The 26,962-nt window shown below is 53.0% G+C and carries 25 protein-coding genes and 1 other annotated feature; of the genes, 24 read left to right on the forward strand and 1 reads right to left on the reverse strand.

Going from position 1 to position 26,962, the window contains the following annotated elements; all coding sequences use genetic code 11:
- Positions 1-41 precede the first annotated feature (41 nt).
- The 14 genes from ftsA (at position 42) to BN2762_RS13555 (ending at position 13,737) form a co-directional block, all read left to right on the forward strand.
- The gene (gene ftsA, locus BN2762_RS13490) at positions 42-1,295 is read left to right on the forward strand and encodes a cell division protein FtsA (protein WP_055107476.1); all 1,254 of its coding nucleotides are present in this window, start codon (positions 42-44) and stop codon (positions 1,293-1,295) included.
- A gap of 50 nt (positions 1,296-1,345) precedes the next feature.
- Positions 1,346-2,461 (forward strand): cell division protein FtsZ, encoded by a 1,116-nt coding sequence (gene ftsZ, locus BN2762_RS13495; protein WP_055107477.1) that lies wholly within the window; start codon positions 1,346-1,348, stop codon positions 2,459-2,461.
- Positions 2,462-2,683: 222 nt separating this feature from the next.
- Positions 2,684-3,652, forward strand: coding sequence for a sigma-E processing peptidase SpoIIGA (spoIIGA, locus tag BN2762_RS13500; protein WP_055107478.1), 969 nt, complete (start codon positions 2,684-2,686; stop codon positions 3,650-3,652).
- Positions 3,653-3,669: 17 nt separating this feature from the next.
- A complete protein-coding gene (gene sigE / locus BN2762_RS13505; protein ID WP_055107479.1) occupies positions 3,670-4,392 on the forward strand; it encodes an RNA polymerase sporulation sigma factor SigE in 723 nt (240 codons plus the stop codon).
- A 77-nt stretch (positions 4,393-4,469) separates the two neighbouring features.
- Positions 4,470-5,252 carry an RNA polymerase sporulation sigma factor SigG gene (gene sigG, locus BN2762_RS13510; RefSeq protein ID WP_055107480.1) on the forward strand — a complete coding sequence of 261 codons (783 nt, stop codon included), beginning with the start codon at positions 4,470-4,472 and terminating at the stop codon, positions 5,250-5,252.
- A 164-nt stretch (positions 5,253-5,416) separates the two neighbouring features.
- Positions 5,417-5,725 carry a YlmC/YmxH family sporulation protein gene (locus BN2762_RS13515; protein ID WP_148499938.1) on the forward strand — a complete coding sequence of 103 codons (309 nt, stop codon included), beginning with the start codon at positions 5,417-5,419 and terminating at the stop codon, positions 5,723-5,725.
- Between the two features lie 150 nt (positions 5,726-5,875).
- Positions 5,876-6,724 carry a peptidoglycan editing factor PgeF gene (gene pgeF / locus BN2762_RS13520; protein WP_055107482.1) on the forward strand — a complete coding sequence of 283 codons (849 nt, stop codon included), beginning with the start codon at positions 5,876-5,878 and terminating at the stop codon, positions 6,722-6,724.
- A gap of 8 nt (positions 6,725-6,732) precedes the next feature.
- Positions 6,733-7,425 carry a YggS family pyridoxal phosphate-dependent enzyme gene (locus BN2762_RS13525; protein WP_055107483.1) on the forward strand — a complete coding sequence of 231 codons (693 nt, stop codon included), beginning with the start codon at positions 6,733-6,735 and terminating at the stop codon, positions 7,423-7,425.
- The gene (locus tag BN2762_RS13530) at positions 7,425-7,877 is read left to right on the forward strand and encodes a cell division protein SepF (protein ID WP_055107484.1); all 453 of its coding nucleotides are present in this window, start codon (positions 7,425-7,427) and stop codon (positions 7,875-7,877) included. The genes BN2762_RS13525 and BN2762_RS13530 overlap by 1 nt, the downstream gene beginning before the upstream one ends.
- A gap of 7 nt (positions 7,878-7,884) precedes the next feature.
- A complete protein-coding gene (locus tag BN2762_RS13535; protein ID WP_074048629.1) occupies positions 7,885-8,157 on the forward strand; it encodes a YggT family protein in 273 nt (90 codons plus the stop codon).
- 9 nt (positions 8,158-8,166) lie between these two features.
- Positions 8,167-8,949: a YlmH family RNA-binding protein gene (locus BN2762_RS13540; protein ID WP_055107485.1), complete on the forward strand. Its 783-nt coding sequence runs from the start codon at positions 8,167-8,169 to the stop codon at positions 8,947-8,949.
- Positions 8,950-9,137: 188 nt separating this feature from the next.
- Positions 9,138-9,656: a DivIVA domain-containing protein gene (locus BN2762_RS13545; RefSeq protein WP_055107486.1), complete on the forward strand. Its 519-nt coding sequence runs from the start codon at positions 9,138-9,140 to the stop codon at positions 9,654-9,656.
- Between the two features lie 65 nt (positions 9,657-9,721).
- Positions 9,722-10,002 (forward strand) — a binding site (T-box leader).
- Positions 10,003-10,093: 91 nt separating this feature from the next.
- Positions 10,094-13,189: an isoleucine--tRNA ligase gene (gene ileS, locus BN2762_RS13550; protein ID WP_055110026.1), complete on the forward strand. Its 3,096-nt coding sequence runs from the start codon at positions 10,094-10,096 to the stop codon at positions 13,187-13,189.
- Between the two features lie 215 nt (positions 13,190-13,404).
- Positions 13,405-13,737 (forward strand): DUF5665 domain-containing protein, encoded by a 333-nt coding sequence (locus tag BN2762_RS13555; protein WP_055110028.1) that lies wholly within the window; start codon positions 13,405-13,407, stop codon positions 13,735-13,737.
- Positions 13,738-13,792: 55 nt separating this feature from the next.
- On the opposite strand, the gene BN2762_RS13560 is transcribed toward BN2762_RS13555, so the two are convergent.
- Complete coding sequence (locus BN2762_RS13560) at positions 13,793-14,530, reverse strand: TraR/DksA C4-type zinc finger protein (RefSeq protein ID WP_055107487.1); 738 nt, start codon at positions 14,528-14,530, stop codon at positions 13,793-13,795.
- Between the two features lie 210 nt (positions 14,531-14,740).
- Between BN2762_RS13560 and lspA the strand changes: the two genes are divergently transcribed.
- The 10 genes from lspA to pyrE all read left to right on the forward strand — a co-directional run bounded on the left by lspA (position 14,741) and on the right by pyrE (position 26,799).
- Positions 14,741-15,241: a signal peptidase II gene (lspA, locus tag BN2762_RS13565; RefSeq protein WP_055107488.1), complete on the forward strand. Its 501-nt coding sequence runs from the start codon at positions 14,741-14,743 to the stop codon at positions 15,239-15,241.
- A 5-nt stretch (positions 15,242-15,246) separates the two neighbouring features.
- Complete coding sequence (locus tag BN2762_RS13570) at positions 15,247-16,185, forward strand: RluA family pseudouridine synthase (RefSeq protein WP_392391592.1); 939 nt, start codon at positions 15,247-15,249, stop codon at positions 16,183-16,185.
- Between the two features lie 206 nt (positions 16,186-16,391).
- Positions 16,392-17,660: an LL-diaminopimelate aminotransferase gene (locus tag BN2762_RS13575; protein WP_392391576.1), complete on the forward strand. Its 1,269-nt coding sequence runs from the start codon at positions 16,392-16,394 to the stop codon at positions 17,658-17,660.
- Between the two features lie 432 nt (positions 17,661-18,092).
- On the forward strand, positions 18,093-18,638 hold the full coding sequence (gene pyrR / locus BN2762_RS13580; RefSeq protein ID WP_055107490.1) for a bifunctional pyr operon transcriptional regulator/uracil phosphoribosyltransferase PyrR: 546 nt from the start codon (positions 18,093-18,095) through the stop codon (positions 18,636-18,638).
- A 1-nt stretch (position 18,639) separates the two neighbouring features.
- Complete coding sequence (locus BN2762_RS13585) at positions 18,640-19,560, forward strand: aspartate carbamoyltransferase catalytic subunit (RefSeq protein WP_055107491.1); 921 nt, start codon at positions 18,640-18,642, stop codon at positions 19,558-19,560.
- 62 nt (positions 19,561-19,622) lie between these two features.
- Positions 19,623-20,906 (forward strand): dihydroorotase, encoded by a 1,284-nt coding sequence (locus BN2762_RS13590; protein ID WP_055107492.1) that lies wholly within the window; start codon positions 19,623-19,625, stop codon positions 20,904-20,906.
- 83 nt (positions 20,907-20,989) lie between these two features.
- Complete coding sequence (gene carA, locus BN2762_RS13595; RefSeq protein WP_055107493.1) at positions 20,990-22,126, forward strand: glutamine-hydrolyzing carbamoyl-phosphate synthase small subunit; 1,137 nt, start codon at positions 20,990-20,992, stop codon at positions 22,124-22,126.
- A 1-nt stretch (position 22,127) separates the two neighbouring features.
- The gene (carB, locus tag BN2762_RS13600; protein ID WP_055107494.1) at positions 22,128-25,340 is read left to right on the forward strand and encodes a carbamoyl-phosphate synthase large subunit; all 3,213 of its coding nucleotides are present in this window, start codon (positions 22,128-22,130) and stop codon (positions 25,338-25,340) included.
- A gap of 89 nt (positions 25,341-25,429) precedes the next feature.
- Entirely contained in the window at positions 25,430-26,167 is a 738-nt protein-coding gene (gene pyrF, locus BN2762_RS13605; RefSeq protein ID WP_055107495.1) for an orotidine-5'-phosphate decarboxylase, read from the forward strand.
- The gene (gene pyrE, locus BN2762_RS13610; RefSeq protein ID WP_055107496.1) at positions 26,161-26,799 is read left to right on the forward strand and encodes an orotate phosphoribosyltransferase; all 639 of its coding nucleotides are present in this window, start codon (positions 26,161-26,163) and stop codon (positions 26,797-26,799) included. Before pyrF ends, pyrE begins: the two co-directional genes overlap by 7 nt.
- The last annotated feature ends 163 nt before the right edge of the window (positions 26,800-26,962 follow it).

Consider the following 26,962-nt stretch of genomic DNA (forward strand, 5'->3'; position numbering starts at 1 on the left):
GGTTAAACCAATTTTGAATGGGAAGCAGGAGGTGCCAGGGCTTGAGCAACAATGACATCATTGTTAGTTTGGACATCGGTACATCCAAAGTTCGTGCTATTATTGGGGAAATTAGTAATGGAACCTTTAATATTATTGGAGTTGGATCTGCCGACTCGGAAGGAATTCGCAAAGGCGCGATTGTAGATATTGACCAAACCGTTCAATCGATCCGCAGTGCTGTTGATCATGCGGAACGAATGGTAGGTATTCAAATATCGGAAGTATACGTCGGCATTTCGGGTAATCACATCGGACTCCAGACGAGCCATGGGGTAGTAGCCGTACAGAATGAAGACCGCGAAATCGGGGAAGAGGACATCGATCGCGTGCTGAAAGCCGCGGAAGTGATTGCTCTGCCTCCGGAGCGGGAAATTATTGATGTGGTCGCGAAGCAATACGTGGTGGACGGGCTGGAAGGAATCCAAGACCCGCGGGGGATGATCGGGGTTCGCTTGGAAGTCGAGGCTACGATCGTTACAGGCGCTAAGACAGCAATACATAATTTGCTTCGGTGCGTTGAGAAGGCGGGATTGAAGGTAAGCGATCTCGTATTGCTGTCCCTTGGAGCAGGTCAGCTTGCGCTATCCAAGGATGAGAAGACGATGGGCTCCGTGCTGGTAGACATCGGCGCGGGCTCCACCACAATCGCAGTGTTCGAAAGCGGCACAATCACAGCGACATCCACGCTTCCGATAGGGGGAGAATTTATAACGAATGACATTGCTTACGGCCTCCGTACGCTGACGGATCAGGCGGAGAAAGTGAAGCTGAAATACGGCTGCGCCTCAATCGAGGATTCAGCGGCGGACGTGACGTTCAAGGTTACGAGAATCGGCAGCAATGTGGACAAGGAATTCAGCCAGGAGGATCTGGCGGCGATCGCTGAGCCTCGCGTCCAGGAAATATTTCAAATGATCCGGCAGGAAGTCAAAAGACTCGGTTACAATGAGCTGCCCGGAGGTTATATACTTACGGGAGGAACCGTGTCAATGCCGGGGCTTCTCAAAGTTGCACAAGAGGAATTGGCCGCTTCCGTGCGGGTCGCTGTGCCGGATTATATCGGTGTCCGTGATCCCGGCTATACGGGAGGCGTTGGCATATTGTATAAGGTTATCAAGAATATCCGCGTCCGGAATACCGGTAACGGTGGCAAGAAAGCAACTAATCGGAATAAACCGGTAGCTGCCCAAGAGAGCGCGAGCAAACCGGGGATTATGGAACGTCTGAAGAGCTTATTCAGTGAATTCATTTAACTTCAAGATGGACGGGCCATCCATGGACAATGAGGGGGAGATGGAAGAGTATGTTGGAATTTGATTTCGAAATGGAGAGTTTGGCTCAAATAAAAGTCATTGGTGTTGGCGGTGGCGGTAGCAACGCTGTGAACAGAATGATCGAGAACGGGGTGCAGGGCGTCGAGTTCATTACGGTGAATACGGATGCCCAGGCCCTTCATTTAGCTAAGTCCGAGCACAAGCTGCAAATCGGGGATAAGCTGACTCGCGGACTTGGAGCAGGGGCGAACCCTGAGGTAGGCAAGAAAGCGGCAGAAGAGTCGCGCGAACTGATTGCCAATACGCTTAAGGGCGCGGATATGGTGTTCGTAACTGCCGGAATGGGCGGCGGAACGGGAACGGGGGCAGCCCCGGTCATTGCCGAAATCGCTAAAGAGTGCGGAGCTCTGACTGTAGGCGTGGTTACTCGCCCGTTTACCTTTGAGGGACGCAAGCGCTCATCCCATGCGGAGCATGGCATTGAAGCTTTGAAGGAGAAGGTAGACACCCTTATCGTGATTCCTAACGATCGCCTCCTTGAAATTGTGGACAAGAAGACGCCGATGCTCGAAGCGTTCCGCGAGGCGGATAATGTGCTGCGTCAAGCGGTTCAAGGCATTTCCGACCTGATCGCTGTCCCGGGCCTCATCAACCTCGACTTTGCAGACGTGAAGACGATAATGACGGAGCGCGGTTCCGCCCTGATGGGAATCGGCGAAGCTACAGGCGAGAACCGTGCGGCCGAGGCAGCGCGCAAAGCCATCATGAGTCCCCTGCTTGAGACTTCGATCGAAGGCGCTCGCGGTGTAATTATGAACATTACAGGCGGATCGAACCTGTCCTTGTATGAAGTCAATGAGGCGGCTGAGATCGTTATTTCTGCTTCTGATCCGGAAGTGAACATGATATTTGGTGCTATTATCGATGAGAATTTGAAGGAAGAGATCAAGGTAACGGTCATCGCGACCGGATTTGAGCATAAGTCCTCGGCAGCGCCGGTACGCAAACCAGCTCCGGACGCCGCTGGAACGCCAGAGAACCGCGCGGCCTCTTCCCTGAGACCTTTCGGAAATCAACCGAGCAGCGGTGATCAATTGGATATCCCGACCTTTCTTCGCAACCGTTCCCGTCACAATAACGATTAATTTTGACCAAATCTCCCCAAAATCTAAACCTCTGTTCCACAGTATTGTGGAATGGAGGTTTTTTGCATTGCTCGACAAAACTAGTACTTATCCTCGCCCAATTTTAGACAGACTTTACGACCGCTTCTCATTATACTGATAGCAACTCCTTTGGCTTAACTTAAGTACGCTCTTCTAGCATACCGGGAAGAAGATTAGGGAGCGCTAGGCAGGTGAAGCAAAATGGTCGTCTATCTCGATCTAATATTCCTGATGAATCTGTTGATCGATGCGTGCTTGCTGCTGTTGACAGCGTGGATCAGGAAGCAGCGGGTCAGGGCATGGCGAATCATGGCTTCGTCGGCTGTGGGTGCTGCTTATGTAGTGATGATGTTTCTCCCGGAACTATCTTTTTTGTTTACTTTCCTCATAAAGTTCCTATTCTCGGTCGTCATGCTATGGATTGCCTTCGGTTACGCTAGTCTGCAAAACTATTTGCGGAATATGGGAGCCTTTTACATGGTGAATTTTGCAGCTGCCGGCGGGATATTGGGCATTCATTATTTGCTGCAAAATTCCGGAGAGGTGTGGAGCGGAATATGGTATTCAGCATCCGGGGGGCTTGGCTTTACGCTTGAAGTGGGCTCATTATTCACGCTCGTTGTTTTCTTTATAGTGGTTCTATGGTTCAAAATGGTGGTTTCCTCCCGGCGTTCTCTAGAGCGTGTAGCAAGCTGTCTGGCCGAGGTGGAGGTGCGCATTGATGACACGACGGTATATTGCACCGGCCTGGTCGATACCGGCAATCAGCTGAAGGATCCGTTGACGAGATGGCCCGTTATGGTCATGGAAGCCTCGCTATGGGATCAGGTGCTGCCGGAGGATTGGCTGGCCAAGCTAGCTGCAGAGCAAGCGGACAACCTCATTATGGAATGGAGCGACGAAGAATCGTTTCCCTGGAGGGATCGCCTGCGGCTTGTGCCTTACCGGGGAATTAACAAGGGCTCGCAATTCATGATCGCCCTGAAGCCGGATGAAGTGTCGATTATTCAGGGCGGAAGGGCAACGACGGCGGCCCGGGTGCTTATCGGATTGGACGGGGGCTGCTTATCTGCGGATGCGGCTTATCGGGCGATTATCCATCCGGTGCTGCTTGAAGACAGCGCTGCAGAGGCGGAAGGGGATTATCTTGCAGGTACATCAGGATCGTGATATTAGGAGGAAAAGAAATGCGTGTTAGATGGAAGTTGATGTTGCAATTGCAGTATTACCGGCTGTTGTTCCTGTTCGGGCTTAAGAGCGAGGAAATCTACTATATCGGCGGCAGTGAGGCGCTCCCCCCTCCGTTGACGAGAGAGGAAGAAGAGTATTTGCTGCAGCGCTTGTCCACGGGAGATTCCGCGATCCGGGCTATGCTCATCGAACGAAATCTGCGCCTAGTCGTATATATCGCCCGCAAATTCGAGAATACGGGCATCAATATCGAGGATCTCGTGTCGATCGGAGCTATCGGGCTGATCAAGGCCGTCAATACGTTCGATCCGGAGAAGAAAATCAAGCTGGCAACGTATGCTTCCCGCTGCATCGAGAATGAAATACTTATGTATTTACGGCGCAACAGCAAAATTCGTACGGAAGTGTCCTTTGACGAGCCGCTCAACATTGACTGGGATGGCAATGAGCTGCTGCTCTCCGACGTGCTTGGAACGGAGAATGACACCATTTACCGCAATATAGAGGAGCAGGTGGATCGCAAGCTGCTCCACAAAGCGCTCGATAAGCTGACCGAGCGGGAGAGGATGATTATGGAGCTGCGCTTCGGCCTGGTGGATGGTGACGAGAAGACGCAAAAAGACGTAGCCGACCTGTTGGGAATATCGCAATCTTATATTTCCCGGCTGGAGAAAAGGATCATTAAACGACTCCGCAAGGAATTCAATAAGATGGTCTAGGGGGCGAAATAAAGGAATAAAAATGCAGTCCCGGGAGATAATGATCATTAAGTTTCTCCTTGGGAGGTAAAGACACGATGACCCGAAACAAAGTCGAGATTTGCGGTGTTGATACTGCAAAATTGCCCGTTCTAACCAATGTGGAAATGCGCGAGTTGTTCCGCTCCCTGCAGCAGGACAATGTAAGATCAGCCAGAGAAAAGTTAGTGAATGGCAACCTTAGGCTAGTGCTGAGTGTCATCCAGCGATTCAATAATCGGGGGGAGTTTGTAGACGACTTATTTCAGGTCGGCTGCATCGGACTCATGAAAGCCATCGATAATTTCGATTTATCGCAAAATGTAAAATTCTCGACCTATGCCGTGCCGATGATCATCGGCGAGATCAGGCGTTATTTAAGGGATAATAATCCGATCAGGGTATCCCGGAGCCTGCGGGACATTGCCTATAAAGCGCTGCAAATGCGCGACAGCCTGACCAACCAGAATTCCCGGGAGCCGACGATCTTCGAAATTTCCGAAGCGCTGGGCTTGCCGAAGGAGGACGTGGTCTTCGCCCTGGACGCGATCCAGGATCCGGTATCCTTGTTCGAGCCGATTTATCATGATGGCGGAGATCCGATCTACGTCATGGATCAAATCAGCGATGACAAGAACAAGGATGTATCCTGGATTGAGGAAATCGCCTTGCGGGAGGCGATGCAGCGCCTGAACCGGCGCGAGAAGATGATTCTGTCGATGCGGTTCTTCGAAGGGAAGACGCAGATGGAGGTCGCTGACGAGATCGGCATATCCCAGGCGCAGGTGTCCAGGCTCGAGAAATCCGCCATTTTACAAATGCAGAAGCACGTCAAGTCTTAGATCATAGGTTCCTTCGGGAGCCTTTTTTTAATATATCGATGTTTTTTGTTTCCGAAGCAGGTTCACTTAAATGTTTTGCGGACGATCATCATATACATAAATACATGGTGCTGCACGTGACGCAAGGGGTGCCGCAAATTATGTGCGACAGGCGGGAGGCTGGCATGAAAATATCTGATTTTCAAACGAAGGATGTCATCAACGTCGTAGACGGCAAGCGGCTAGGACATATTAGCGACTTGGAGCTCGATTTGCGGCAGGGGATCATCGAAGCCATCGTAGTTCCGGTCAACAGCAAGTTCATGGGGTTGTTCGGGGGAGGCAGCGATTTGATCATTCCCTGGAAAAATATCGTGAAAATCGGCTCGGATGTCGTGCTGGTTAAAATGGATAGCTTGGCCCAGGACGAAGTACAGCAGTTCGAAACGACCGTCTACATCGATCGGGACGGGAGAGCGGAACGACGCGGGTAGGGGAGTTTTCGGCGTAAACGGCGTTTCCTATAAATGGCTCTGCGATTTCTCTGATGAGGGTTCCCTGCCTGTTCTTCGAAAAGCCATTCCTCTTATGGTACACTTGAATCTATAAGTCATTCAGGATATGAAAACATAAAGAGGTGGATGATGGAGCCGTTTAAATGGAAAGCTACAGAAACAACCGGGGAGCCAGAAGCCTTTATGCTGGAGGGCTGGAGCAGCGCGCTGCCCGGACTTAGCGCAGGCTTCACCGGGCGAAACGGCGGGGTGGGCAGTTCTCCTTACGAGTCGCTAAACCTCGCCTATCATGTTGGCGACGACCCGGTGCAGGTGCTGGAGAACCGCCGGATTCTGGCGGAATTCCTCGGCTTTGCTCCGGAAATGTGGACCTGCGGCGAGCAGGTTCATGGAACGCGCGTGGCCGTTGTGAAGCAGGCGGACAGGGGCAAGGGGCAGCTTGACCGTGAGAGCGCCTTTCAGAATACGGATGGTCTGGTCACGAATGTTCGGGGAGTTTTGCTGACATCGTTCTATGCTGATTGCGTCCCGCTGTACTTCCTGGATCCGTCACAAGGGGCCATAGGCCTGGCTCACGCAGGCTGGAAAGGGACGGTGGGCCAAATTGCTGCGGCGGTCATCAAGACGATGGAGAGGGAGTTTGGAAGCCGCAGAGAGGAAATTCTGGCTGCGATCGGCCCGTCGATCGGGGATTGCTGCTATGAGGTGGATGAAGCGGTGATGTCCAGGGTCAGAGCGGCGTTGGATGAAGGGAAGGATGTGTCTGCATGTGCGTCCCCATCCGCCAATCCGGACAGATGGATGCTGAACTTGAAAGAATTGAATCGAATCATTATGATAAAAGCAGGAATATTGCCGACTCATATCGAATGTACAAGGTGGTGTACAAGCTGCCATCCCGATAAGTTCTTTTCTTATCGCAAGCAGAACGGAATAACCGGAAGGATGGCGAGCTGGATTGGCATGAAAGAGAGGTGATCCTTTCTTTGTCGCTCAAAGAACGGATACAGCAGGTGGAACGCCGCATTCAAGCGGCTTGCGAGCGAAGCGGCCGCCGGCGGGAGGACGTCAGCGTCGTCGCGGTAACGAAGTACGTAAGCCTGGAGACGACAGGCTTGCTGCTGGATGAAGGCATCGTTCATATCGGCGAGAATCGCCCGCAGAATGCCGTCCCGAAATGGGAGGCGCTGGAAGGGCGGGGAGTTTGGCACTTCATCGGCCATCTGCAAAGCAATAAAGTTAAGGACGTCATTGGCAAATTTCAATATATTCATTCCTTGGATCGCCTGTCCCTGGCCAAGGAGCTGGAGAAGAGGGCGGCGGCGCAAGGGATTACCGTATCTGCATTCCTGCAGGTGAACGTATCCGGAGAAGCGTCCAAGCATGGCGTTCGCCCGGAAGAGGCGGCGGACCTGCTGCGGGAAATCGCTTCGTATTCCCATGTGAGAATCATTGGACTTATGACCATGGCGCCGATCGAAGACGATCCGGAGCAGACGCGTCCGGTGTTCCGCGGGCTGCGCGAGCTGAGAGACCGGCTAAATGCCCAGCAAATCACGAAGGAACCGTTAACCGAGCTGTCGATGGGCATGTCGGGAGATTTTGAAGTAGCTATTGAGGAAGGGGCAACTTGGGTGCGCTTGGGTACACTTTTAGTAGGGAAAGGGGAGGAGACGTAATGGGAGTTATGAATCGGTTCATGAATTTTCTGGGTCTTCAGGAAGAAGAAGAAATCGTGGAACGCGAGAAGCTGCAGGAGCAAGGGGAAGCCGAGCTTGAACCTCCTAGCTTCGAGGCTCGGAGAAATCAAAAGATGAACAATGTCGTCAGTATCCACTCCCAGAAGAACGTAAAGGTCATCCTGTATGAGCCGCGTTCTTATGATGAGGCGCAGGAAATCGCCGATCATCTGCGTTCGCACCGGTCGGTTGTCGTGAATCTGCAGAGAGTTCGCAACGATCAGGCGATGCGCATCATAGATTTTCTCAGCGGAACAATCTATGCGCTCAGCGGCAGCATTTCCAAAATCGGCGGCAACATATTCCTCTGTACGCCGGATACAGTAGAAATACAAGGCTCGATTACCGAGATATTGACGGAAGATCACGATTATACCAACAGAATGAGGTGAAGGCAGCTTGGGAATTGATATTTATAGCTTAATTTGGGTGCTTCATGATATATATTTTTACATGATTCTGATCTATATTTTGATGTCGTGGGTGCCGAATGCCCGTGAAAGCTTTATCGGAGAATTATTGGGCAAGGCGGTCGAGCCCTTTTTGTCCCCGTTCAGACGTTTTATACCGCCGATTATGGGCATGATCGATATTTCGCCGATCGTCGCTATTTTCGTGCTGCGGATGGCTGTCTTCGGCCTGATCGGCGTGCTGAGCTACGTGCTGGGGTAACGGAAGCTTATGCGGGTTAACATCTATGAGCACTTTCTCCCGGAAGAGCGCCCGTTCGTTGACCGGGCCTGGGAGTGGGTTGTAAATGCAGGGGATTATCATGAGGTGAAATTAAGCGACTTCCTTGATCCGCGGCAATGCCAGATTATGGAGAGCCTTGCTAATCGCCATGCGGATGTCCGCATCCGTTTGGATGGCGGCTTCCCGGAAGCTGAGCGGAGGCGAGCCCTGATCGCGCCGGATTACCGGGAAATCGAGGCGGAGCCGATGAACATGAAGGTGCTCAGCATCACATCAGATGATCAGAAGCTGGCCTCCCTTCAGCATGGAGACTATTTAGGCGCTATCCTCGGACTCGGGCTTAAGAGGGACAAAATCGGCGATATCCATGTCCGCGAAGACGGATGCCATGTCATCGTGGCCGAAGAAATCTCCGCGTTCCTGGATACGAATCTTCGCCAGGTGCACCGGGTGAGCGTGGCGACCGAGGTGCTGGAGCTCGAGGCGCTTAGAACGGCAGATGCTGTCCTTGAGCCGCTGGATATTACGGTGGCTTCTTTACGTTTGGACGGGATTGCGAGCGACGTGTTCCGCCTAAGCCGGAGCAAGATCGTTGTGCCGATCAAAGCGGGACGCTGCCGTGTGAACTGGAAGACGGAGGAGGATCCGTCCAAGCCGCTGAAATCCGGCGATATTGTAGCGCTCCAAGGATTCGGCAGATTCAAGGTGTTGGAGACGGACGGCATGACGAAAAAGGGCAGACACCGTGTCCGAATCGGTAAATTTGTGTGAAGGCTATGCAGGAGTTCGGGGATTCCTGTCGAATTTAACATCAACACTTGACTGTACACGCTTCCCTTGAGTACGTGTTCAAGAGCAGACCTTTAATGCAGGTTCAAGAGAGGCCTTCGCAACCGTGAAGGCCGGTGTTTTGAACAGCTTTTTAGGGGAGGCTTCGAATTTTCTAGGAGGTGCGCAATATGCCATTAACGCCGCTGGATATACATAATAAAGAGTTTTCCAGACGTATTCGCGGTTACGATGAAGATGAAGTCAATGAATTTCTCGATCAGGTCATTAAAGATTACGAGATCGTGATCCGGGAGAATAAAGAGCTCCAAAGCCAGCTGCTGGCCGTGCAGGAGCGGCTGGATCATTTTGCAAATATTGAAGAGACGCTCAGCAAGACGATCATCGTGGCGCAGGAAGCGGCGGATGAGGTAAAGAACAACGCGAAGAAGGAAGCTCAGCTCATCGTGAAGGAAGCCGAGAAGAATGCAGATCGGATCGTCAATGAATCGCTGGCGAAATCACGAAAAATAGCGATGGAGGTCGAGGAGCTGAAGAAGCAGGCTTCGATCTATCGCGCCCGTTTCCGGACGCTTGTCGAAGCGCAGCTCGATCTGCTCAGCCAGGACGGCTGGGATACCCTGGAGGACCGTGACCGGCTGGAGGATCGCGAGCGCAACCGCGACCGCGAAATTAAAGAGATTTACTAAACGGCAGCCCTGGTTGACAGAGCGGGGTAAAGTAAGTTATAACTATAACATATTAAATCGTGCATATGGATTTGATGATGGGAACCAGTACGCTGTGTTTTTGTTCTCAGAGAGTTGATGATTTGCTGCGAGTCAACGTTCAAGACACAGACGGAATATCGTCCCGGAGAAGATAAGCCGAGATTTCCGATAAGGAAAGCGTAAGCTCTATCCGGCCGCCGGCCGTTATACCGGCCCCATATGAAGCGTATGGGATCAAAGTGCCATGCCGCCTGACCGGAGCATTTCGGATTGGAAGCGGCTTGGAACAAGGGTGGTAACGCGAGCGTAGAGTCTCGTCCCTTTTTGGGGCGGGGCTTTTTTTGTTGCCCATAGGAGCCTTAGAAGGTTAGGGCTGCAACTCTAACAATATGGATGGAAAGGAAGTCGCTTCGAAAATGAGAAAAGTAGATGTCAAAGAACCAGCGCGAGCCCGCGATCAACGCATCCTCGCTAAATGGAAGCAGGAGAATACGTTCAAGCGCAGCATGGAGAACCGCGAGGGACGGCCTAATTATGTATTCTATGAAGGTCCGCCTACCGCGAACGGAGCCCCGCATATCGGCCACGTTCTAGGCCGTGTCATCAAGGACTTCATCGGCCGTTATCAGACGATGAACGGCTACCGCGTGGTCCGCAAAGCCGGCTGGGATACACACGGATTGCCGGTTGAGCTTGGCGTCGAGAAGCAGCTCGGCATTTCCGGCAAGCAGGAAATTGAGAAATACGGTGTCGAGAAGTTCGTGAAGAAGTGTAAGGATAGCGTGTTCGAATACGAGAAGCAATGGCGTGAATTGACGGAAGGGATCGCATACTGGACCGATCTCGATAACCCGTATATCACTTTGCAAAATTCATATATCGAAAGCGTGTGGAATATTCTGTCCACCATTCACCAGAAAGGACTGCTGTACCGCGGTCATCGTGTTAGCCCGTACTGCCCGTGCTGCCAAACGACGCTCAGCTCCCATGAGGTTGCCCAAGGCTATGAAGACGTCAAGGATTTGAGCGCTACGGCGAAATTCAAGCTGAAGGACAGCGGCGAATATGTGCTTGCCTGGACGACGACCCCTTGGACGCTGCCTTCGCACGTGGCTCTAGCCGTGAATCCGGAGCTGGAATATGTTCGTGCCCAGCAAGAGGATGGTGTATATATCGTTGCCAAAAATTTGGCGGATGATGTGTTAAAAGGCGAGTTCACGGTATTGTCCACTTTGAAGGGATCCGAGCTCGTGGGCCAGTCCTATACTCCTCCTTTCAGCTACGTATCGCCGGAGAACGGTCTCGTTATTCTCGGCGCCGATTTCGTTACGGACGCAAGCGGTACAGGGATTGTCCATATGGCTCCTGCCCACGGGGAGGATGACTACAAAGTATGCCGCGAGAACAAGGTTGAGTTCGTCAGCGTCGTCAACACGCAGGGACGATATACGGAAGAAGTGACGGATTTTGCAGGCCGCTTCGTGAAGGATTGCGATCTGGATATTGTAAAATGGCTGTCCGAACGGGGCCTGCTGTATTCCAAAGAGAAATACGAGCACAGCTATCCGTTCTGCTGGCGCTGTAAATCGCCGCTGCTCTATTACGCGATGGAGAGCTGGTTCATTCAGACGACCGCGGTGAAGGATCAATTGATCGCCAATAATAACGGCGTACAATGGTACCCGGGGCATATTCGCGAAGGCCGCTTCGGCAAGTTCCTGGAGGATCTGGTCGATTGGAACATCAGCCGCAACCGTTATTGGGGCACCCCGCTGAACGTCTGGGTGTGCAGCTCCTGTAAGGGTGAATATGCGCCTTCCAGCCATAAGGATTTGCGCGAGCATGCCGTAGGCCATGTATCCGAGGATCTTGAGCTGCATAAGCCTTACGTCGATGAAGTGAAGCTGCACTGCCCGCATTGCGAGGGCGGCATAATGGAGCGAACGTCTGAGGTCATCGACGTCTGGTTCGACAGCGGCTCGATGCCGTTCGCTCAATACCATTATCCGTTCGGCGACCAGAAGGTGTTCGAGGAGCAGTACCCGGCTGATATGATCTGCGAGGGGATCGACCAGACTCGCGGCTGGTTCTACAGCCTGCTGGCCGTGTCTACGCTGTACAATGGCAAGGCTCCTTATAAGGCCGTCATCTCGACTGGCCATATCCTGGATGAAAATGGACAGAAAATGTCCAAGTCTAAAGGAAATGTCATCGATCCTTGGGATATTATCAATGAATTCGGAGCAGACGCATTCCGCTGGGCCTTGCTGTCTGACAGCGCGCCGTGGAACAGCAAACGCTTCTCCAAAGGTATCGTCGCCGAGGCGAAATCTAAAGTGGTGGATACGCTGGTTAATACCCACTCCTTCCTGACGCTGTATGCGGCAATCGATGGATTTAAGCCGGAGGAGCATGAATTCCGCCCGTCGAAGAGCAAGCTGGACCGCTGGATCCTTTCCCGGTTGAACAGTCTGATCCAGGCAGTGGGCAAAGGACTCGCCGTAAACGACTTCTTGAACCCGGCCAAGGCGATCGAAGGCTTCATCGACGAGCTAAGCAATTGGTATATCCGGCGTTCACGCGACCGCTTCTGGGGCAGCGGGCTTGGGGAAGATAAGGTATCCGCGTATCAGACTCTGATTCATGTATTGCTGACGCTGTCCAAACTGATGGCGCCGTACACGCCGCTGTTGTCCGAGGATATTTACACGAATCTGGGTGGCGGCGAGAGCGTACATTTAGCCGATTATCCGAAGGCCGACGAAGCGTTAATCGATGTGAAGCTGGAGAACGATATGGAGTCCGCACGTCAAATCGTCGAGCTGGCCCGCAATGTGCGGAACGAGACGGGAATCAAGACCCGCCAGCCGCTGACGAGCCTGATCGTCTCCATGAACCGTGATTTTGCGGTATCTGAGTACGAAGAAATCATCAAGGATGAAATCAACGTCAAGCAGATTGAACTGGAGACGAGCGACAGCGGGTTCGTCGATTTCACGCTGAAGCTGAATCTGAAGGTAGCTGGTAAAAAGTATGGTAAAAACGTAGGCTTCCTGCAGGGCTTCCTGAAAGGATTGGCGCCTGAGGAGACCCGCCGTGCGGTAGAGGGCGGAGCGATCAACGTGACCTCGCCGGAAGGGGAGGAGCTGCAGATCACGGCCGAAGAGCTCCTGATCGACAAGCAGGCGAAGCCCGGCTTTGCATCGGCGTCCGGTTACGGCATTACGGTAGCGCTCAACACCGATATTACGCCGGAGCTCGAGCAGGAGGGCTGGGTACGCGAGGTTGTCCGCGCCGTTCAGGATACCCGCAAGAAGCTGGATCTGCCGATCGAGCTAAGAGTGCATCTGACGCTTGATGTGGACGATGAGCTGCAAGCGGCGATCGTGGCGTTTGAGCAGGTGCTGCGCGACAATGTACTGGTCACGGACGTGGCGTTCGGCAAGCTGGGAGACGAAGCCGAAATCACTGACCTCGGCGCGAAGAAGGTCGGAATCCTGATTAAGGGCTAATCGTTGAATGGCGGCCCGGACTGACGGTCATAATATTTAGAACCCAAGCACAAACGAGCCTTGGCGATTCCCTTTGTTCAAGGGAGCCCGGCTCGTTTGTGTTCATAAATAACTTCTAAAGTGCGGCCATCAGTAAAGGGTGGGATAACGGGATGACTCTACAGAGACCGAAAGCAGGCCGAGACCAAGCGGCAGAGGCAGCGGGCATAACGGAAATGGACCATATTCATCGCAACCATGGCGGAGCGGCAGAGGAAGAGAAGATAAACGCCATGTACAATTTAACTTTAAAGTGGGCGCAGCAGCTTGAACAATCGCGAATCATCGAATACGCCGAACTGCTGCGCCGGCCCTGGAGCCTTATTTGGCGCAATGTACTGGCCGGAACGGCAAGAGGAATCGGGATTGCGATCGGGTTTACTTTTTTTGCGGCTACGATTATCTATATCCTGCAAATCCTTGGTGCGCTGAATTTGCCGATCATCGGGGATTATATTGCCGATATCGTCAGAATCGTTCAGCGCCAACTGGAGCTTAATACGTATTAGCGAGCCCGTTCGATCGGCTGAGACTCCGAATAGGCAAGACCGGGCGGTCTTACGCTCAATAGATGTTCGGTCCGTCGCCAAGCGAGTCCTCGCTTTCCAGATGTTCCGTGGCGCTCATATGCTTACGGTATTGGCCATTGCGGTAAAAAACGACGTTACGGCCGTAAATATCCGTAGCAACAAAGCTTTCGTACGGTTCGACGAATCCGTCTAGTTCGTTGCTGGCTTCAATTTCCATATCATTGTAATCATCTACTTCGTCCTCCTCCGCCATGGCGGGAGAATTCGAAGTACCGTAGCTTTCGACAATCTGCCAGGCGTCTTCGCCGTCAAACTCGGTCTCGTCGGCACGCTCGTCCAGGCTCGTTCGGCCGAACGGCGGATACAGCACCAGCTCTTCTACAGGCCGGTCTCTCGATACTCTGGACTGCGGACTGTGATCTTTGCAGTAAGCCGTCTCGGGTATGGCTCTTAGCCGCTCGATGTCAATCGGCTGGTCGCAGGTTAAGCAATAGCCGTAGCTTCCAGCAGCTATCCGATCCAGCGCGTCCTTCACGCGGGTCAACCGCAATTCATCATGATTGGTGAGAGCCACATCTTTACCGCGCTCGAACACCTCTGTCCCGATATCGCCAGGGTGATTGTCAACCGTACTAAGCTCGCTTGTATTGTCGCTGACGCTCCCGTTTAGGCCGTAGTGATCGTTGGCCGACAGCTTGGTTTCGATGGACTGCTGCTCGGAGCGCAGCTGGGCTTCAAGCTCCGCGAGGAGCTGCTTGCTAAGATGACTCATTTGAGGTCAGGTCTCCTTTCGGCCCGAAGGTAGTCGCGCGGGCATTGGTCATGGCTTTATTTTGTGTCAAAGCACGACGATTTACCTACGGAAAATACTATCTTACATGGACGACTTAATTCCTGCTGTGCTACAATATACTGGGCCTACATGTGGTTAATCCTACCGCCAGCGGATGCGGGGGAAATGAAAAACGAGGTGACTTGCCGCATGATTTATTTTTTGATCGCGTTAGTTATTTTCCTGATTGATCAGGGAACGAAGTATTTGATTGCCACGCGAATGACCTTAGGAGAGCAAATTCCCATCATCGGAGACTTCTTCCTCATTACTTCGCATCGCAACCGTGGCGCGGCTTTCGGGATTCTGGAGAATCAGCGTTGGTTTTTTATCATATTTACGATCATCGTCGTGATTGGCGTCATTTGGTATTTACAAAAAGCGAAGCGTTCCTCCAACAAATTGCTGCCGGTTGCGCTTTCCCTCGTTCTGGGCGGAACGCTTGGCAACTTCCTTGACCGGCTGCTGACCGGGGAAGTTGTTGACTTCCTGCAATTCAATTTTGGCAGCTACACGTTTCCTATATTTAATGTGGCCGATTCCTCCATTGTCATCGGCTTCGGGATGATTGTGCTGGATTCGTTCCTGGAAATGAAGCGGGAGAAAAAGGCCTCGGCCACCGTGAGTGCGGATTCAGAGGATAAGGCATGAATGAAATGACATCTTACGAAAATGCAGAGGATCATGAAATGGAATGGCTTATTGATGAAGTGTCGGCCAAGACCCGGATCGATAAATTCGTGAAGGAGCAGCTGGGCGACGAAATCTCGCGAACTCAAATCCAAATCTGGATAGAGGGCGGCAGCGTGCTTGTGAATGGCGCGAAGGTGAAGACAAATTACAAGCTCGCTCCTGGAGACCGCATTACGCTTACGATTCCCGAGGCGGAGTCCGTGGAAATCGTGCCGGAGGATATTCCGCTGGATATTTACTACGAGGACAGCGATGTCATCGTCGTTAATAAACCGCGCGGCATGGTCGTACATCCGGCTCCAGGGCATTCCTCCGGGACGCTGGTCAATGCGCTGATGGCGCACTGCAAGGATTTATCGGGCATTAACGGTGAGCTTCGCCCGGGAATCGTACACCGGATTGATAAGGATACGTCAGGGCTGATCATGGCAGCGAAGAATGATAAGTCCCATGCCTCATTGGCGGCGCAGCTTAAGGAGCATTCCGTCACGAGGAAGTATTTGGCGCTCGTTCAAGGGAATTTGAGCCATGATCAGGGAACAGTTGATGCGCCAATCGGCCGGGATCCTCATGACCGTAAAATGTATACCGTTATCGACCGGAACAGCAAGCATGCGGTAACGCATTTTCACGTGGTGGAGCGGTTTGGGGACTATACACTGCTCGAACTGAAGCTGGAGACCGGCAGAACGCATCAAATCCGCGTGCATATGAAGTTTATCGGCCATCCGCTGGTTGGCGATCCGATGTATGGGCGCAGCAAGGGCCTGAAAATCAACGGCCAAGCGCTCCATGCCACAGTGCTCGGCTTCGTCCATCCTTCTACCGCCGAGTACAAGGAGTTCACAGCTCCGATCCCTGCGGATATGGAGGATCTGCTTCATTCGCTGCGGAGCCGTTAAAATTTCAGTTTACGCTGAATATATGGAATTTATCTGGAACACCTTCTGAAAATATCGAGCTTGGGAGCCGGTAGTTCAGAAGGTGTTTTGGCATTCTAAATTGGGTACGAGGCAAAAAGTGCAAACGATAGCCCGATTTATCCATTCCCTGGCTGCCCTGGCTTAGCTCATCATAAAATCTAGACCGATAAAGGAGATGGATAATTATGATGACAAAAGCAATGAATTTGAAATCCGGTAAAGAGGCATTTATTCAGCTGCAGTTCGCCGACAGAATCGGCGGCGCAGATTATGGCAAGGACACAGCCATTTATAAATTTGAGAAAATCAAGCGGGCGAAAGCAGCAGCCAGGGCAGCGCTTCCTGAGATGGAGCTGATCGATCTGGGGGTCGGCGAGCCGGATGACATGGCGAACATCGCCGTCGTAGCCAGGCTGGCCGCAGAGGCGGCAAAGCCGGAAAACAGGGGGTATGCAGACAATGGCATATTCGAATTCAAGGCGTCTGCCGCGCGTTATTTAGCTGATGTGTTCGGCGTTCACGGCATTGACCCGGCTGAGGAAATCGTTCACTCGATCGGCTCAAAGCCGGCGTTGGCTATGCTCCCCTATTGCTTTATTAATCCGGGAGATCTGGCGATCATGACGGTTCCGGGCTATCCGGTGCTTGGGACTCATACGAAATACTTGGGCGGGGAAGTATACAATGTACATCTCACGGAGGAGCATGATTTCCTTCCGGATCTAGAATCGATTCCTCAGGAGGTTGCACAAAGAGCCAAGCTGCTCTATTTGAATTATCCGAACAATCCCACGGGCGCTTGTACTACTTCGGAGTTTTTTATGCAAGTGGTTGACTGGGCCAAGAAGCATCATGTCATCGTCGTTCATGACGCACCCTATGCGGCCCTCACCTACGACGGGACGAAGCCGCTCAGTTTCCTGTCCGTGCCGGGGGCTAAGGAGGTTGGCGTCGAGCTGCATTCCCTGTCCAAATCGTTTAACATGACGGGCTGGCGAATCGGCTTCGTCGCCGGCAATGCGCAGATCGTAAAGGCGTTCAGCGATGTAAAGGACAACTGCGATTCCGGACAATTCATCGCAATTCAGAAGGCAGCCGCGTATGCGCTGTCGCGGCCGGAAATTACTGAGGCGATCGCTGCCAAATATTCAAGGCGGCACGAGCTGCTCGTGAATGCGCTGAACGAGTTTGGCTTTCAGGCGAGCAAGCCGCGGGGCTCTTTTTTTCTATACGTGAAAGCACCCAAAGGGATAGCCGGCGGAGAAGAATTTAAGTCAGCAGAGGATTTCTCCCAGTATTTGATCCGCCACAAGCTGATTTCGACTGTGCCCTGGGATGATGCCGGCGCATACGTGCGCTTCTCGGTAACGTTCGCCGCCGCCGGGGCGGAGGAGGAGCGAAGCGTCGTTGAGGAAATCAAGCGCCGGCTTGGGAATATTTCTTTTATATTTTAAAGGGCTATGCCAAGAGTGTTGTATAAATATTAATTATTATGTATAATTATTTAAGATACTCCTGGCGATGGCTCTGCATGGTTCTGTACTGGTTCAACTATGCATTACAATATTCTGCAATCGCCAATCCTCTCGTTCCAGAATTTTCATCCGCTGAATTATAGGCTGCCTTCTTGACAACTTAAGGTGCTTTCTGTCATAATTCTCTTAAATCAATAGCACCTTTAAATCAGTCCCGTGAGGCTGGCAAGGTAACGTGAATGGGTTGGTGGGAGATCTGCGCTTTTTTGCGGGCGTCTCCGGCAGCTACCCGCATGGTGGTCATGGTCATTTGCTATGGCTAACAACTCCTTGCCTGAATCAGGCAAGGAGTTTTTTTTGTGCGCTATCACGGAACCAGGTGAATTTATCGTCCTAAGGAGGCTGGAGTATATGAGCATCGAGACACGTGTCATTATGGATGAGACTGCGATTCGGCGGGCATTAACAAGAATTGCGCACGAAATTCTGGAAAGAAATAAAGGGATTGAAGGCTGCGTGCTTGCTGGAATTAAAACGCGGGGGGTGTTCCTGGCCAAACGGCTCGCCGAGCGGCTTGAAGAAATCGAAGGCGCAAGCATCCCCTGGGGGGAGTTGGACGTGACCTTCTACCGGGATGACCGGAACGCCTCGGCGGAAGGGACGAATGAACAGTCCTTCCAGCTGCCGGTGCATGGCAAGAAAGTCATCTTGTTCGATGATGTGCTATATACGGGACGCACGATCCGCGCGGCGATGGACGCGATTATGGACTGCGGGCGCCCGGAGAGCATTCAGCTGGCCGTGCTTGCAGACCGCGGGCACCGGGAGCTTCCGATCCGGCCGGATTACATCGGCAAGAACGTTCCCACCTCTAAATCCGAGGAAATTGAAGTTCTTCTTCAGGAAATCGACGGCAGCGACATGGTACGGATAATGCACCAACGGGAGGAGAACTGATATGGCCATGACAGCTTCCGCATTGAAAGAACGCAGCTTGCTGGGATTAAAGCATTTGAGCAGTGCAGAAATCAACTGGATTCTCGACCGTGCTGCCTACTGGGAAAGCCAGAGCGAAAAAGTGATTCCGATTTTGAAGGGCCGCTTTATCTCCAACATGTTTTTTGAGAACAGCACGCGCACGCGCTTTTCCTTCGAAATGGCAGAGAAGCGCCTGGGGGCGGAGGTTCTGAACTTCAGTGCAGCGTCCTCGAGCGTTGAGAAGGGCGAATCCATTTATGATACGGTTCGTACGCTGGAGTCGATGGGCATTGATGCCGGGGTCATCCGGCTTAAACCGGTCGGCGTCCTGGAGGAACTGGCCGAGAGGGTATCGATTCCGCTTGTCAATGCCGGTGACGGCAATAATGAGCATCCGACTCAAGCGCTGCTGGACCTTTATACGATGAGAAAGCATTTTGGCGAGCTGCAGGGACTGAAGGTATCCATTATCGGCGATATCAAGCACAGCCGGGTAGCCCGCTCGAATCTGTGGGCGCTGCAGAAATTAGGAGCGCAGGTGAAATTCTGCGCACCGGACAGCATGAAAGCGCCTGAGCTGGAGCGCCATGCTCCATATGTATCGATTGACGAGGCGATGTGCAGCGACGTGGTGATGATGCTGCGGGTACAGCTCGAGCGTCATGCGGCAGGAGAGGGAGTTATGAGCTCGGCTGAGGAATACAGGCTGAATTACGGAATGACGGAGGAACGGGCGCGCAAACTGGCCCCGCATGTCATTATCATGCATCCCGCACCGGTCAACCGGAATGTGGAGATCGACGACAGCGTTGTGGAGCATCACCAATCCCGCATCTTCAAGCAAATGGAGAATGGGGTGCCGATTCGGATGGCGGTCATGGAGCGAGCAATGAAGCACTAGCGATTAATATATAAACGAATGCTTGATACAGCAATCAGCAATTCAATGAGCGGAGGTAAGTTATGCTACTCAAAATTACAAATGCCAATGTATTGGACGGTAACGGCAAGCTTCAGTTGAAAGACATATATATCCGGGACGGAGTGATCGAGCTGCTTGCGGCTGCGGGAAGCGAAGGTCCCGAGGGGGCGGACCAAGCGATCGATGCCGGAGGCAAGCTGGTAACGCCGGGCTTTATCGATATGCACGTTCACTTGCGCGAGCCGGGCTACGAGCATAAAGAGACGATCGAGACGGGCTCCAGATCGGCGGCTAAGGGCGGTTTTACGACGATCGCCTGCATGCCGAACACGCGGCCGGTCATCGATACCCCGGAGACGATCGAGCTGGTGAAGAGCAAAGCCCAAGCAGCGGGACTCGTCAAGGTTCTGCCTTACGCGGCGATTACGAAGAACGAGCTCGGCCGTGAGCTGACGAATTTCGCGGCGCTGAAGGATGCGGGGGCCATCGGCTTTACGGATGACGGCGTCGGCGTACAAAGCGCGCAAATGATGAAGGATGCCATGGCGCTTGCCCAGTCTCTGGGCATGCCGATTATCGCCCATTGTGAGGACAACTCCCTTGTGGAAGGGGCTCCGGTCAATGAAGGGGAATTCGCCAAGCGTCATGGGCTGAAAGGCATCCCGAACGAGTCAGAAGCGATTCATGTCGGCCGGGACATTCTTCTCGCGGAAGCGACGGGCGTACACTATCATGTGTGCCATGTCAGCACGGAGCAGTCGATTCGCTTGATCCGACAAGCGAAGGAAATCGGGATCCGCGTGACGGCCGAGGTATGCCCGCACCATTTGCTGCTGGCTGAGACGGATATTCCGGGCCTGGATGCCAATTGGAAAATGAATCCGCCGCTTCGCTCCCGCCGCGATGTCGAAGCTTGTATTCAAGCTTTGGAGGACGGCACGATCGACATGATTGTGACGGATCATGCGCCGCATAGCGAAGAAGAGAAGGCCAAAGGCATGCAGCTTGCACCGTTCGGCATCGTCGGCTTCGAGACGGCCTTCCCGCTGCTGTATACCAAATTTGTGTTGACCGGGCAATGGGACCTGTCCCTGCTTGTACAGCGTATGACGGCAGACCCTGCGCGGGTATTCGGGCTGCCCTCCGGCAAATTGGAGCCGGGAGCGCCTGCGGATTTGACCATCGTGGACCTCAACAAGGAGCAGGAGGTCAATCCGGATACCTTCGCCTCGAAGGGACGGAACACTCCTTTCGGCGGCTGGAAGCTCAAAGGCTGGCCGGTTATGACGATCGTGGACGGCAAAGTAGTCTATCAAGGGCAATAATTTATAATTTAAATATTATGGCAAGTTGATTGAGGAAACCTTTTTTACAGATATACAAGTCGAGCATAAAGGAGTGCGGGGAAATGCAGGCAAGATTGTTATTGGAGGACGGCACGCTGTTTACCGGAAAATCATTCGGAGCAGAGGGCGAATTTACGGGTGAGGTCGTATTTAATACAGGTGTTACAGGCTATCAGGAGGTTGTATCCGACCCTTCCTACTACGGGCAAATCGTGACGATGACTTATCCGCTTATCGGCAATTACGGCATTTCCAGGGACGATTTTGAATCGCTCGTTCCATCCATCCACGGACTCGTGGTACGCCGCTACGAGCCGATTCCTAGTAATTGGCGGGCGCAATACAGCCTGGGAGAGCTGCTTAAAGAGCATGGCATTCCTGGAATTTCAGATATCGATACGCGGATGCTGACAAGAAAAATCCGTCAGAACGGAACGATGAAGGGAATCATCACAACCTCCGCCAAATCGGTGGAAGAGCTGAAGGCTATGATGGATACAGTCTGCGTCCAGGAGCTGCACAATCAGGTGGCCAGCACTTCGACAACGCATTTGTACCATAATCCGGGAATGAAGGAGCGGATCGTGCTCGTCGATTTCGGAGCGAAGAACGGAATTCTGCGTCAGCTGAATCAGCGCGGCTGCGATGTGGTCATCGTACCGCATGATACGACGGCCGAGGAGATCCGCCGGCTTAATCCGGACGGCATCCAGTTGTCGAACGGCCCTGGCGATCCGAAGGACGTGCCTCATGCCGTGAAGATGATCGCTGAGCTGCTTGGCGAATTTCCGATCTTCGGTATCTGTCTCGGTCATCAGCTGCTGTCTCTGGCCTGCGGGGCGGATACGGAGAAGCTGAAATTCGGCCACCGCGGCGGCAACCATCCGGTCAAGGAGCTGGCGACCGGAAGATGCTATATCACATCCCAAAATCACGGCTACGCGGTAAAGGAATCCTCCATTGCCGGCACGGAGCTGGAAATCACGCACATCAATAACAACGACAAGACGATCGAAGGCGTCAGACATAAGAAATACCCGGCCTTCTCGGTGCAATATCATCCAGAGGCGTCCCCTGGACCTCAGGACAATAATTATCTGTTTGATCAGTTCCTGGAAATGATCAGAGAACATAAGCAGAACAATCCGCAAAAATCTCGCCAGGCTGAAATGATGGCCGCTGCGAAGGGAGAGCTTTAATATGCCGATCAATAAAGACCTCAAGAAGATTCTCGTCATTGGCTCCGGTCCAATCGTGATCGGGCAGGCAGCTGAATTCGACTATGCCGGAACCCAGGCGTGCCAAGCCTTGAAGGAAGAGGGCGTCGAAGTTGTATTAATTAACAGCAACCCTGCCACAATCATGACCGATACGAACATGGCGGATAAAGTATACATTGAACCGATTACGCTGGACTTCGTTACCCAGATCATCCGCCAGGAGCGTCCGGACGGATTGCTGCCGACGCTTGGCGGACAGACGGGGCTGAATATGGCGGTCGAGCTGGCCCGTGCGGGCGTACTTGAGCGCGAGAACGTGAAGCTGCTCGGTACACAGCTTACGTCGATCGAGAAGGCGGAGGACCGGGATTTGTTCCGCGAACTGATGCGGGAGCTGGATCAGCCGGTGCCGGAGAGCACGATCATAACTACCGTGGAAGAAGCGCTGCGGTTTGCCGACGAGATCGGTTACCCGGTCATCGTCCGTCCGGCTTATACGCTGGGCGGCACGGGCGGCGGAATCTGCGCAACCGAGGCGGAGCTTAAGGAGACCGTTGCTTCCGGGATCCGTTACAGTCCGATCGGGCAATGCCTGATCGAGAAATCGATCGCCGGCATGAAGGAAATCGAATACGAGGTCATGCGCGACGCGAACGATAACTGCATCGTCGTATGTAATATGGAGAACTTTGATCCTGTCGGTGTCCATACCGGAGACAGCATCGTCCTGGCACCGAGCCAGACTCTGTCGGACCGCGAGTACCAAATGCTCCGCTCCGCTTCGCTCAAGATCATTCGCGCTTTGAACATTGAGGGCGGATGCAACGTCCAGTTCGCACTCGATCCGCAAAGCTTCCAATATTATGTGATCGAAGTTAACCCGCGGGTCAGCCGCTCTTCTGCCCTGGCCTCCAAGGCAACGGGCTACCCGATTGCAAAAATGGCCGCCAAAATCGCGCTTGGCTACACTTTGGATGAAATCGTCAATCCGGTAACGGGACAGACCTACGCTTGCTTTGAGCCGACGCTGGATTATATCGTCAGCAAAATCCCACGCTGGCCGTTCGATAAATTCGTTCATGCGAACCGTAAACTGGGAACGCAAATGAAAGCGACGGGCGAGGTTATGGCGATCGGACGGACGTTCGAGGAGTCGATCCACAAAGCCGTCCGCTCCTTGGAAATCGGCACGCACCGCCTCTATTTGAAGGGCACGGAGAGCCTGAGCCAGGAGACGCTGGAGCAGCGGCTCGTTCAGGCGGATGATGAAAGGCTGTTCCTGATCGCCGAAGCGTTCCGCCGCGGCTACAAGCTGCAGCAAATTCAGGATTTGACGAAAATCGATTGGTGGTTCCTCGATAAAATCGAGCGCCTTGTTCAATTCGAGGCTAAGATTGCATCTGAGCCGGCGTTGACGTACGAGACGCTCTATGAAGCCAAGCGCCTTGGTTTTACGGACCGGGCCATTGCCGAACTGCGGGCGGCAGGCCAGCCGGGGGGAACGCATCTGACGGAGGAGAGCGTAACTCACTTCCGCAAGGAGCATAACCTGCGTCCGGTATACAAAATGGTAGATACCTGCGCAGCGGAGTTTGAAGCCTCCACGCCTTACTATTACTCTACCTATGAGACCGAGAACGAAGTCGTGCAGTCGGAGAAGGAGAAGATTGTCGTGCTTGGCTCCGGGCCGATCCGGATCGGCCAGGGCATTGAATTCGACTACTCCACGGTGCATGCCGTCTGGGCGATCCAGAAGGCGGGCTATGAAGCGGTTATCATTAATAATAACCCGGAGACGGTATCGACGGATTTCAATACATCGGACCGGCTCTATTTCGAACCGCTCTTCTTCGAGGATGTCATGAATGTGATCGAAGAAGAGAAGCCGGTAGGTGTCATCGTTCAGTTCGGCGGACAGACTGCGATTAACCTGGCGGCACCGCTGCAGGCAGCAGGCGTGCGCATCATCGGAACATCGCTGGAGAGCATCGACGAGGCTGAGGACCGGAAGAAGTTCGAGGCGCTGTTGTCCCGATTGCAAATTGCCCAGCCGAAGGGCAGCACGGTAACCTCTGTGGATGAAGCCGTCGGGACGGCGCAATCGCTCGGTTATCCGGTGCTCGTCCGCCCATCCTACGTGCTTGGCGGGCGTGCTATGGAAATCGTGTACTCTGACCAAGAGCTGCTGAAATACATGGAGGAGGCCGTCAACATCAATCCGCAGCATCCGGTGCTTATCGACCGCTACATGCTTGGCAAAGAGGTTGAGGTGGATGCGATCTGCGATGGCGAGACGGTGCTCATTCCGGGAATTATGGAGCATATCGAGAGAGCCGGCGTGCATTCCGGCGACTCCATTGCGGTATATCCGCCGCAGCATGTATCCGATGAATTGAAGAACAAAATTGCGGATATTACAATCAAAATTGCCAGAGAGCTGAAGACGGTTGGCCTAGTGAATATCCAGTTCGTCATCTACAACAACGAGGTATACGTGATTGAAGTAAATCCTCGCTCCTCACGGACAGTTCCGTTCCTGAGCAAAGTGACGAACATTCCGATGGCCAACGTTGCTACACAATGCATTCTCGGCACGAAGCTGAAGGATCTGGGATATACGGACGGCTTATGGCCTGAAGCCGATTATGTATCCGTTAAGGTTCCGGTCTTCTCCTTCGCGAAATTGCGCCGCGTAGAGCCGACCCTCGGCCCTGAAATGAAATCGACGGGCGAGGTTATGGGACGCGATCCGCAGTATGCCAAAGCGCTGTACAAAGGACTTGTCGGGGCAGGCATGAGAATTCCGGCCACTGGCGCGATCATCGCGACGGTTGCGGACAAGGATAAGGAAGAGGCTGTGGAAATTCTTCGCGGATTCTCAAGACTGGGCTACAAGATTATGGCTACAGGCGGTACGGCGGCTGCGCTGCAAGCGGCAAATATCCATGTGACCACGGTTAATAAGCTAAGCGAAGGGTCTCCGAACATTCTGGATATGATCCGCAACGGGGAAGCCCACTTCGTGATCAATACACTGACCAAAGGAAAAGAGCCGGAGCGTGACGGATTCCGCATCCGCCGTGAAGCGGTCGAAAACGGCGTCGTGTGCATGACCTCGCTCGATACGGTACGTGCTTTGCTTGACATGCTTGAGTCGATCAACTTCTCGTCCCAAGCGATGCCGGTTCTGTAAGAAGAATAACATTTACAATGAGGAATTTTGGCGGCTCCGGAAGCTTTAGGCTTCGGAGCCGCAAGTATGACGGGGGGACATGTTAAACGATGAGTACATTTGAACAAGCTGCCGGGCGCCTCATGGTCGCGCTCGATTACCCGACTGCGGATGATGCGCGGAAGCTCATCACTCAATTGGAAGGCATCCCTTGCTACGTGAAGATCGGGATGCAGCTGTATTATGCAGTAGGCCCCGACTTTGTAAGGGAGCTGAAAAAACGCGGGTACCGGGTGTTCCTGGATTTGAAAATGCATGATATTCCGAATACCGTAAAGGGTGGAGCGAACAGCGTAACCCGGCTGGGTGTAGACATGTTCAATGTACATGCTGCAGGAGGGCTCAAAATGATGGCTGCCGCACTGGAAGGAGCCAGGGATGCCTTAGCCGGAGACCCGTCGCTTGCGATGCCGGCCATTATTGCGGTAACCCAGCTGACGAGCACCAGCCAGGATACCCTCAATCGGGAAATCGGCATTCCGGGAACGATGGAGGACGCTGTCGTCGCGTATGCCGCATTGGCCAAGGAAGCCGGACTGCATGGGGTTGTCGCCTCCCCATTGGAAGTACAGGCGATCAAGCAGCATTGCGGAAATGGCTTCAAGACGGTGACGCCGGGCATTCGTCCGTCCGGCAGCGCAGCGGGAGACCAGTCCCGAACGCTTACTCCAGGGGATGCGATGCGCCAAGGCACAGATTTCATCGTCGTTGGCCGCCCGATTACAGGGGCCAAGGATCCACGCCGCGCTGCTGAGCTTATTATTGAGGAGATGAAGGAAGCATGGTAAACACAAATCAAATTGCTTTAGATATAGCAGGAAAATTGCTGGACATCGAGGCTGTCGCTTTGCGTCCGCATCAGCCTTTTACATGGACCTCGGGAATCAAGTCGCCGATTTATTGCGATAATCGGCTGACGATGTCCTATCCTGAAATACGGGACCTCATCGCTGAGTCGTTCGCCGATATCATCCGCAGCTCTTATCCGCAAGCCGAGGTAATCGCGGGAACGGCCACGGCAGGTATCCCTCATGCGGCCTTTGTCTCTCAGAAGCTCGGGTTGCCGATGATCTATGTCCGCGACAAGGCGAAGGGACATGGCAAGGAGAACCTGATCGAAGGCTTGGTCAAGCCGGGGCAGAAGGTCCTCGTCATCGAGGACCTGATCTCGACAGGGGGCAGCTCAATTAAGGCGGCCCAAGCTGTTCGCGAGGCTGGAGCCGAGCCACTGGCTGTGCTGGCCATCTTTAATTACCAGCTGGACAAAAGCACGCAGGCGTTTGCTGAAGCTGGTATCCCGCTGCAAACCTTGTCCAACTATACGGCATTGATTGATGTGGCCGTACAGCGCGGCGACATTCAGCCGGAAGACCTGGAGCTATTAAAGTCATGGCGGCAAAACCCGGCGTCGTTAAAGTGAAGCCCAAAGAACGAAACATTTGTCTCCGTAAATGTTTCGTTCTTTAATTATTTTAGTATTGATTATAGTTATAATTTTACATTATTTATTTATAGTCGGATTTAAAGTTCTCAGTGGTCTTTTGGGCAGTTTCACTATTCGGAACCTAGGGGGAAACTGGGAT

Origin of the sequence: Paenibacillus ihumii (assembly GCF_001403875.1) — a bacterium.
Classification (GTDB): domain Bacteria; phylum Bacillota; class Bacilli; order Paenibacillales; family Paenibacillaceae; genus Fontibacillus; species Fontibacillus ihumii.

Coding starts and splice junctions, on each gene's coding strand:
- ftsZ (WP_055107477.1), top strand. CDS start 1,346: ATGTTGGAATTTGATTTCGAAATGGAGAGTTTGGCTCAAATAAAAGTC.
- spoIIGA (WP_055107478.1), top strand. CDS start 2,684: ATGGTCGTCTATCTCGATCTAATATTCCTGATGAATCTGTTGATCGAT.
- sigE (WP_055107479.1), top strand. CDS start 3,670: ATGCGTGTTAGATGGAAGTTGATGTTGCAATTGCAGTATTACCGGCTG.
- sigG (WP_055107480.1), top strand. CDS start 4,470: ATGACCCGAAACAAAGTCGAGATTTGCGGTGTTGATACTGCAAAATTG.
- BN2762_RS13515 (WP_148499938.1), top strand. CDS start 5,417: ATGAAAATATCTGATTTTCAAACGAAGGATGTCATCAACGTCGTAGAC.
- pgeF (WP_055107482.1), top strand. CDS start 5,876: ATGGAGCCGTTTAAATGGAAAGCTACAGAAACAACCGGGGAGCCAGAA.
- BN2762_RS13530 (WP_055107484.1), top strand. CDS start 7,425: ATGGGAGTTATGAATCGGTTCATGAATTTTCTGGGTCTTCAGGAAGAA.
- BN2762_RS13540 (WP_055107485.1), top strand. CDS start 8,167: ATGCGGGTTAACATCTATGAGCACTTTCTCCCGGAAGAGCGCCCGTTC.
- BN2762_RS13545 (WP_055107486.1), top strand. CDS start 9,138: ATGCCATTAACGCCGCTGGATATACATAATAAAGAGTTTTCCAGACGT.
- ileS (WP_055110026.1), top strand. CDS start 10,094: ATGAGAAAAGTAGATGTCAAAGAACCAGCGCGAGCCCGCGATCAACGC.
- BN2762_RS13555 (WP_055110028.1), top strand. CDS start 13,405: ATGGACCATATTCATCGCAACCATGGCGGAGCGGCAGAGGAAGAGAAG.
- BN2762_RS13560 (WP_055107487.1), bottom strand. CDS start 14,530: ATGAGTCATCTTAGCAAGCAGCTCCTCGCGGAGCTTGAAGCCCAGCTG.
- lspA (WP_055107488.1), top strand. CDS start 14,741: ATGATTTATTTTTTGATCGCGTTAGTTATTTTCCTGATTGATCAGGGA.
- BN2762_RS13570 (WP_392391592.1), top strand. CDS start 15,247: ATGACATCTTACGAAAATGCAGAGGATCATGAAATGGAATGGCTTATT.
- BN2762_RS13575 (WP_392391576.1), top strand. CDS start 16,392: ATGATGACAAAAGCAATGAATTTGAAATCCGGTAAAGAGGCATTTATT.
- pyrR (WP_055107490.1), top strand. CDS start 18,093: ATGAGCATCGAGACACGTGTCATTATGGATGAGACTGCGATTCGGCGG.
- BN2762_RS13585 (WP_055107491.1), top strand. CDS start 18,640: ATGGCCATGACAGCTTCCGCATTGAAAGAACGCAGCTTGCTGGGATTA.
- BN2762_RS13590 (WP_055107492.1), top strand. CDS start 19,623: ATGCTACTCAAAATTACAAATGCCAATGTATTGGACGGTAACGGCAAG.
- carA (WP_055107493.1), top strand. CDS start 20,990: ATGCAGGCAAGATTGTTATTGGAGGACGGCACGCTGTTTACCGGAAAA.
- carB (WP_055107494.1), top strand. CDS start 22,128: ATGCCGATCAATAAAGACCTCAAGAAGATTCTCGTCATTGGCTCCGGT.
- pyrF (WP_055107495.1), top strand. CDS start 25,430: ATGAGTACATTTGAACAAGCTGCCGGGCGCCTCATGGTCGCGCTCGAT.
- pyrE (WP_055107496.1), top strand. CDS start 26,161: ATGGTAAACACAAATCAAATTGCTTTAGATATAGCAGGAAAATTGCTG.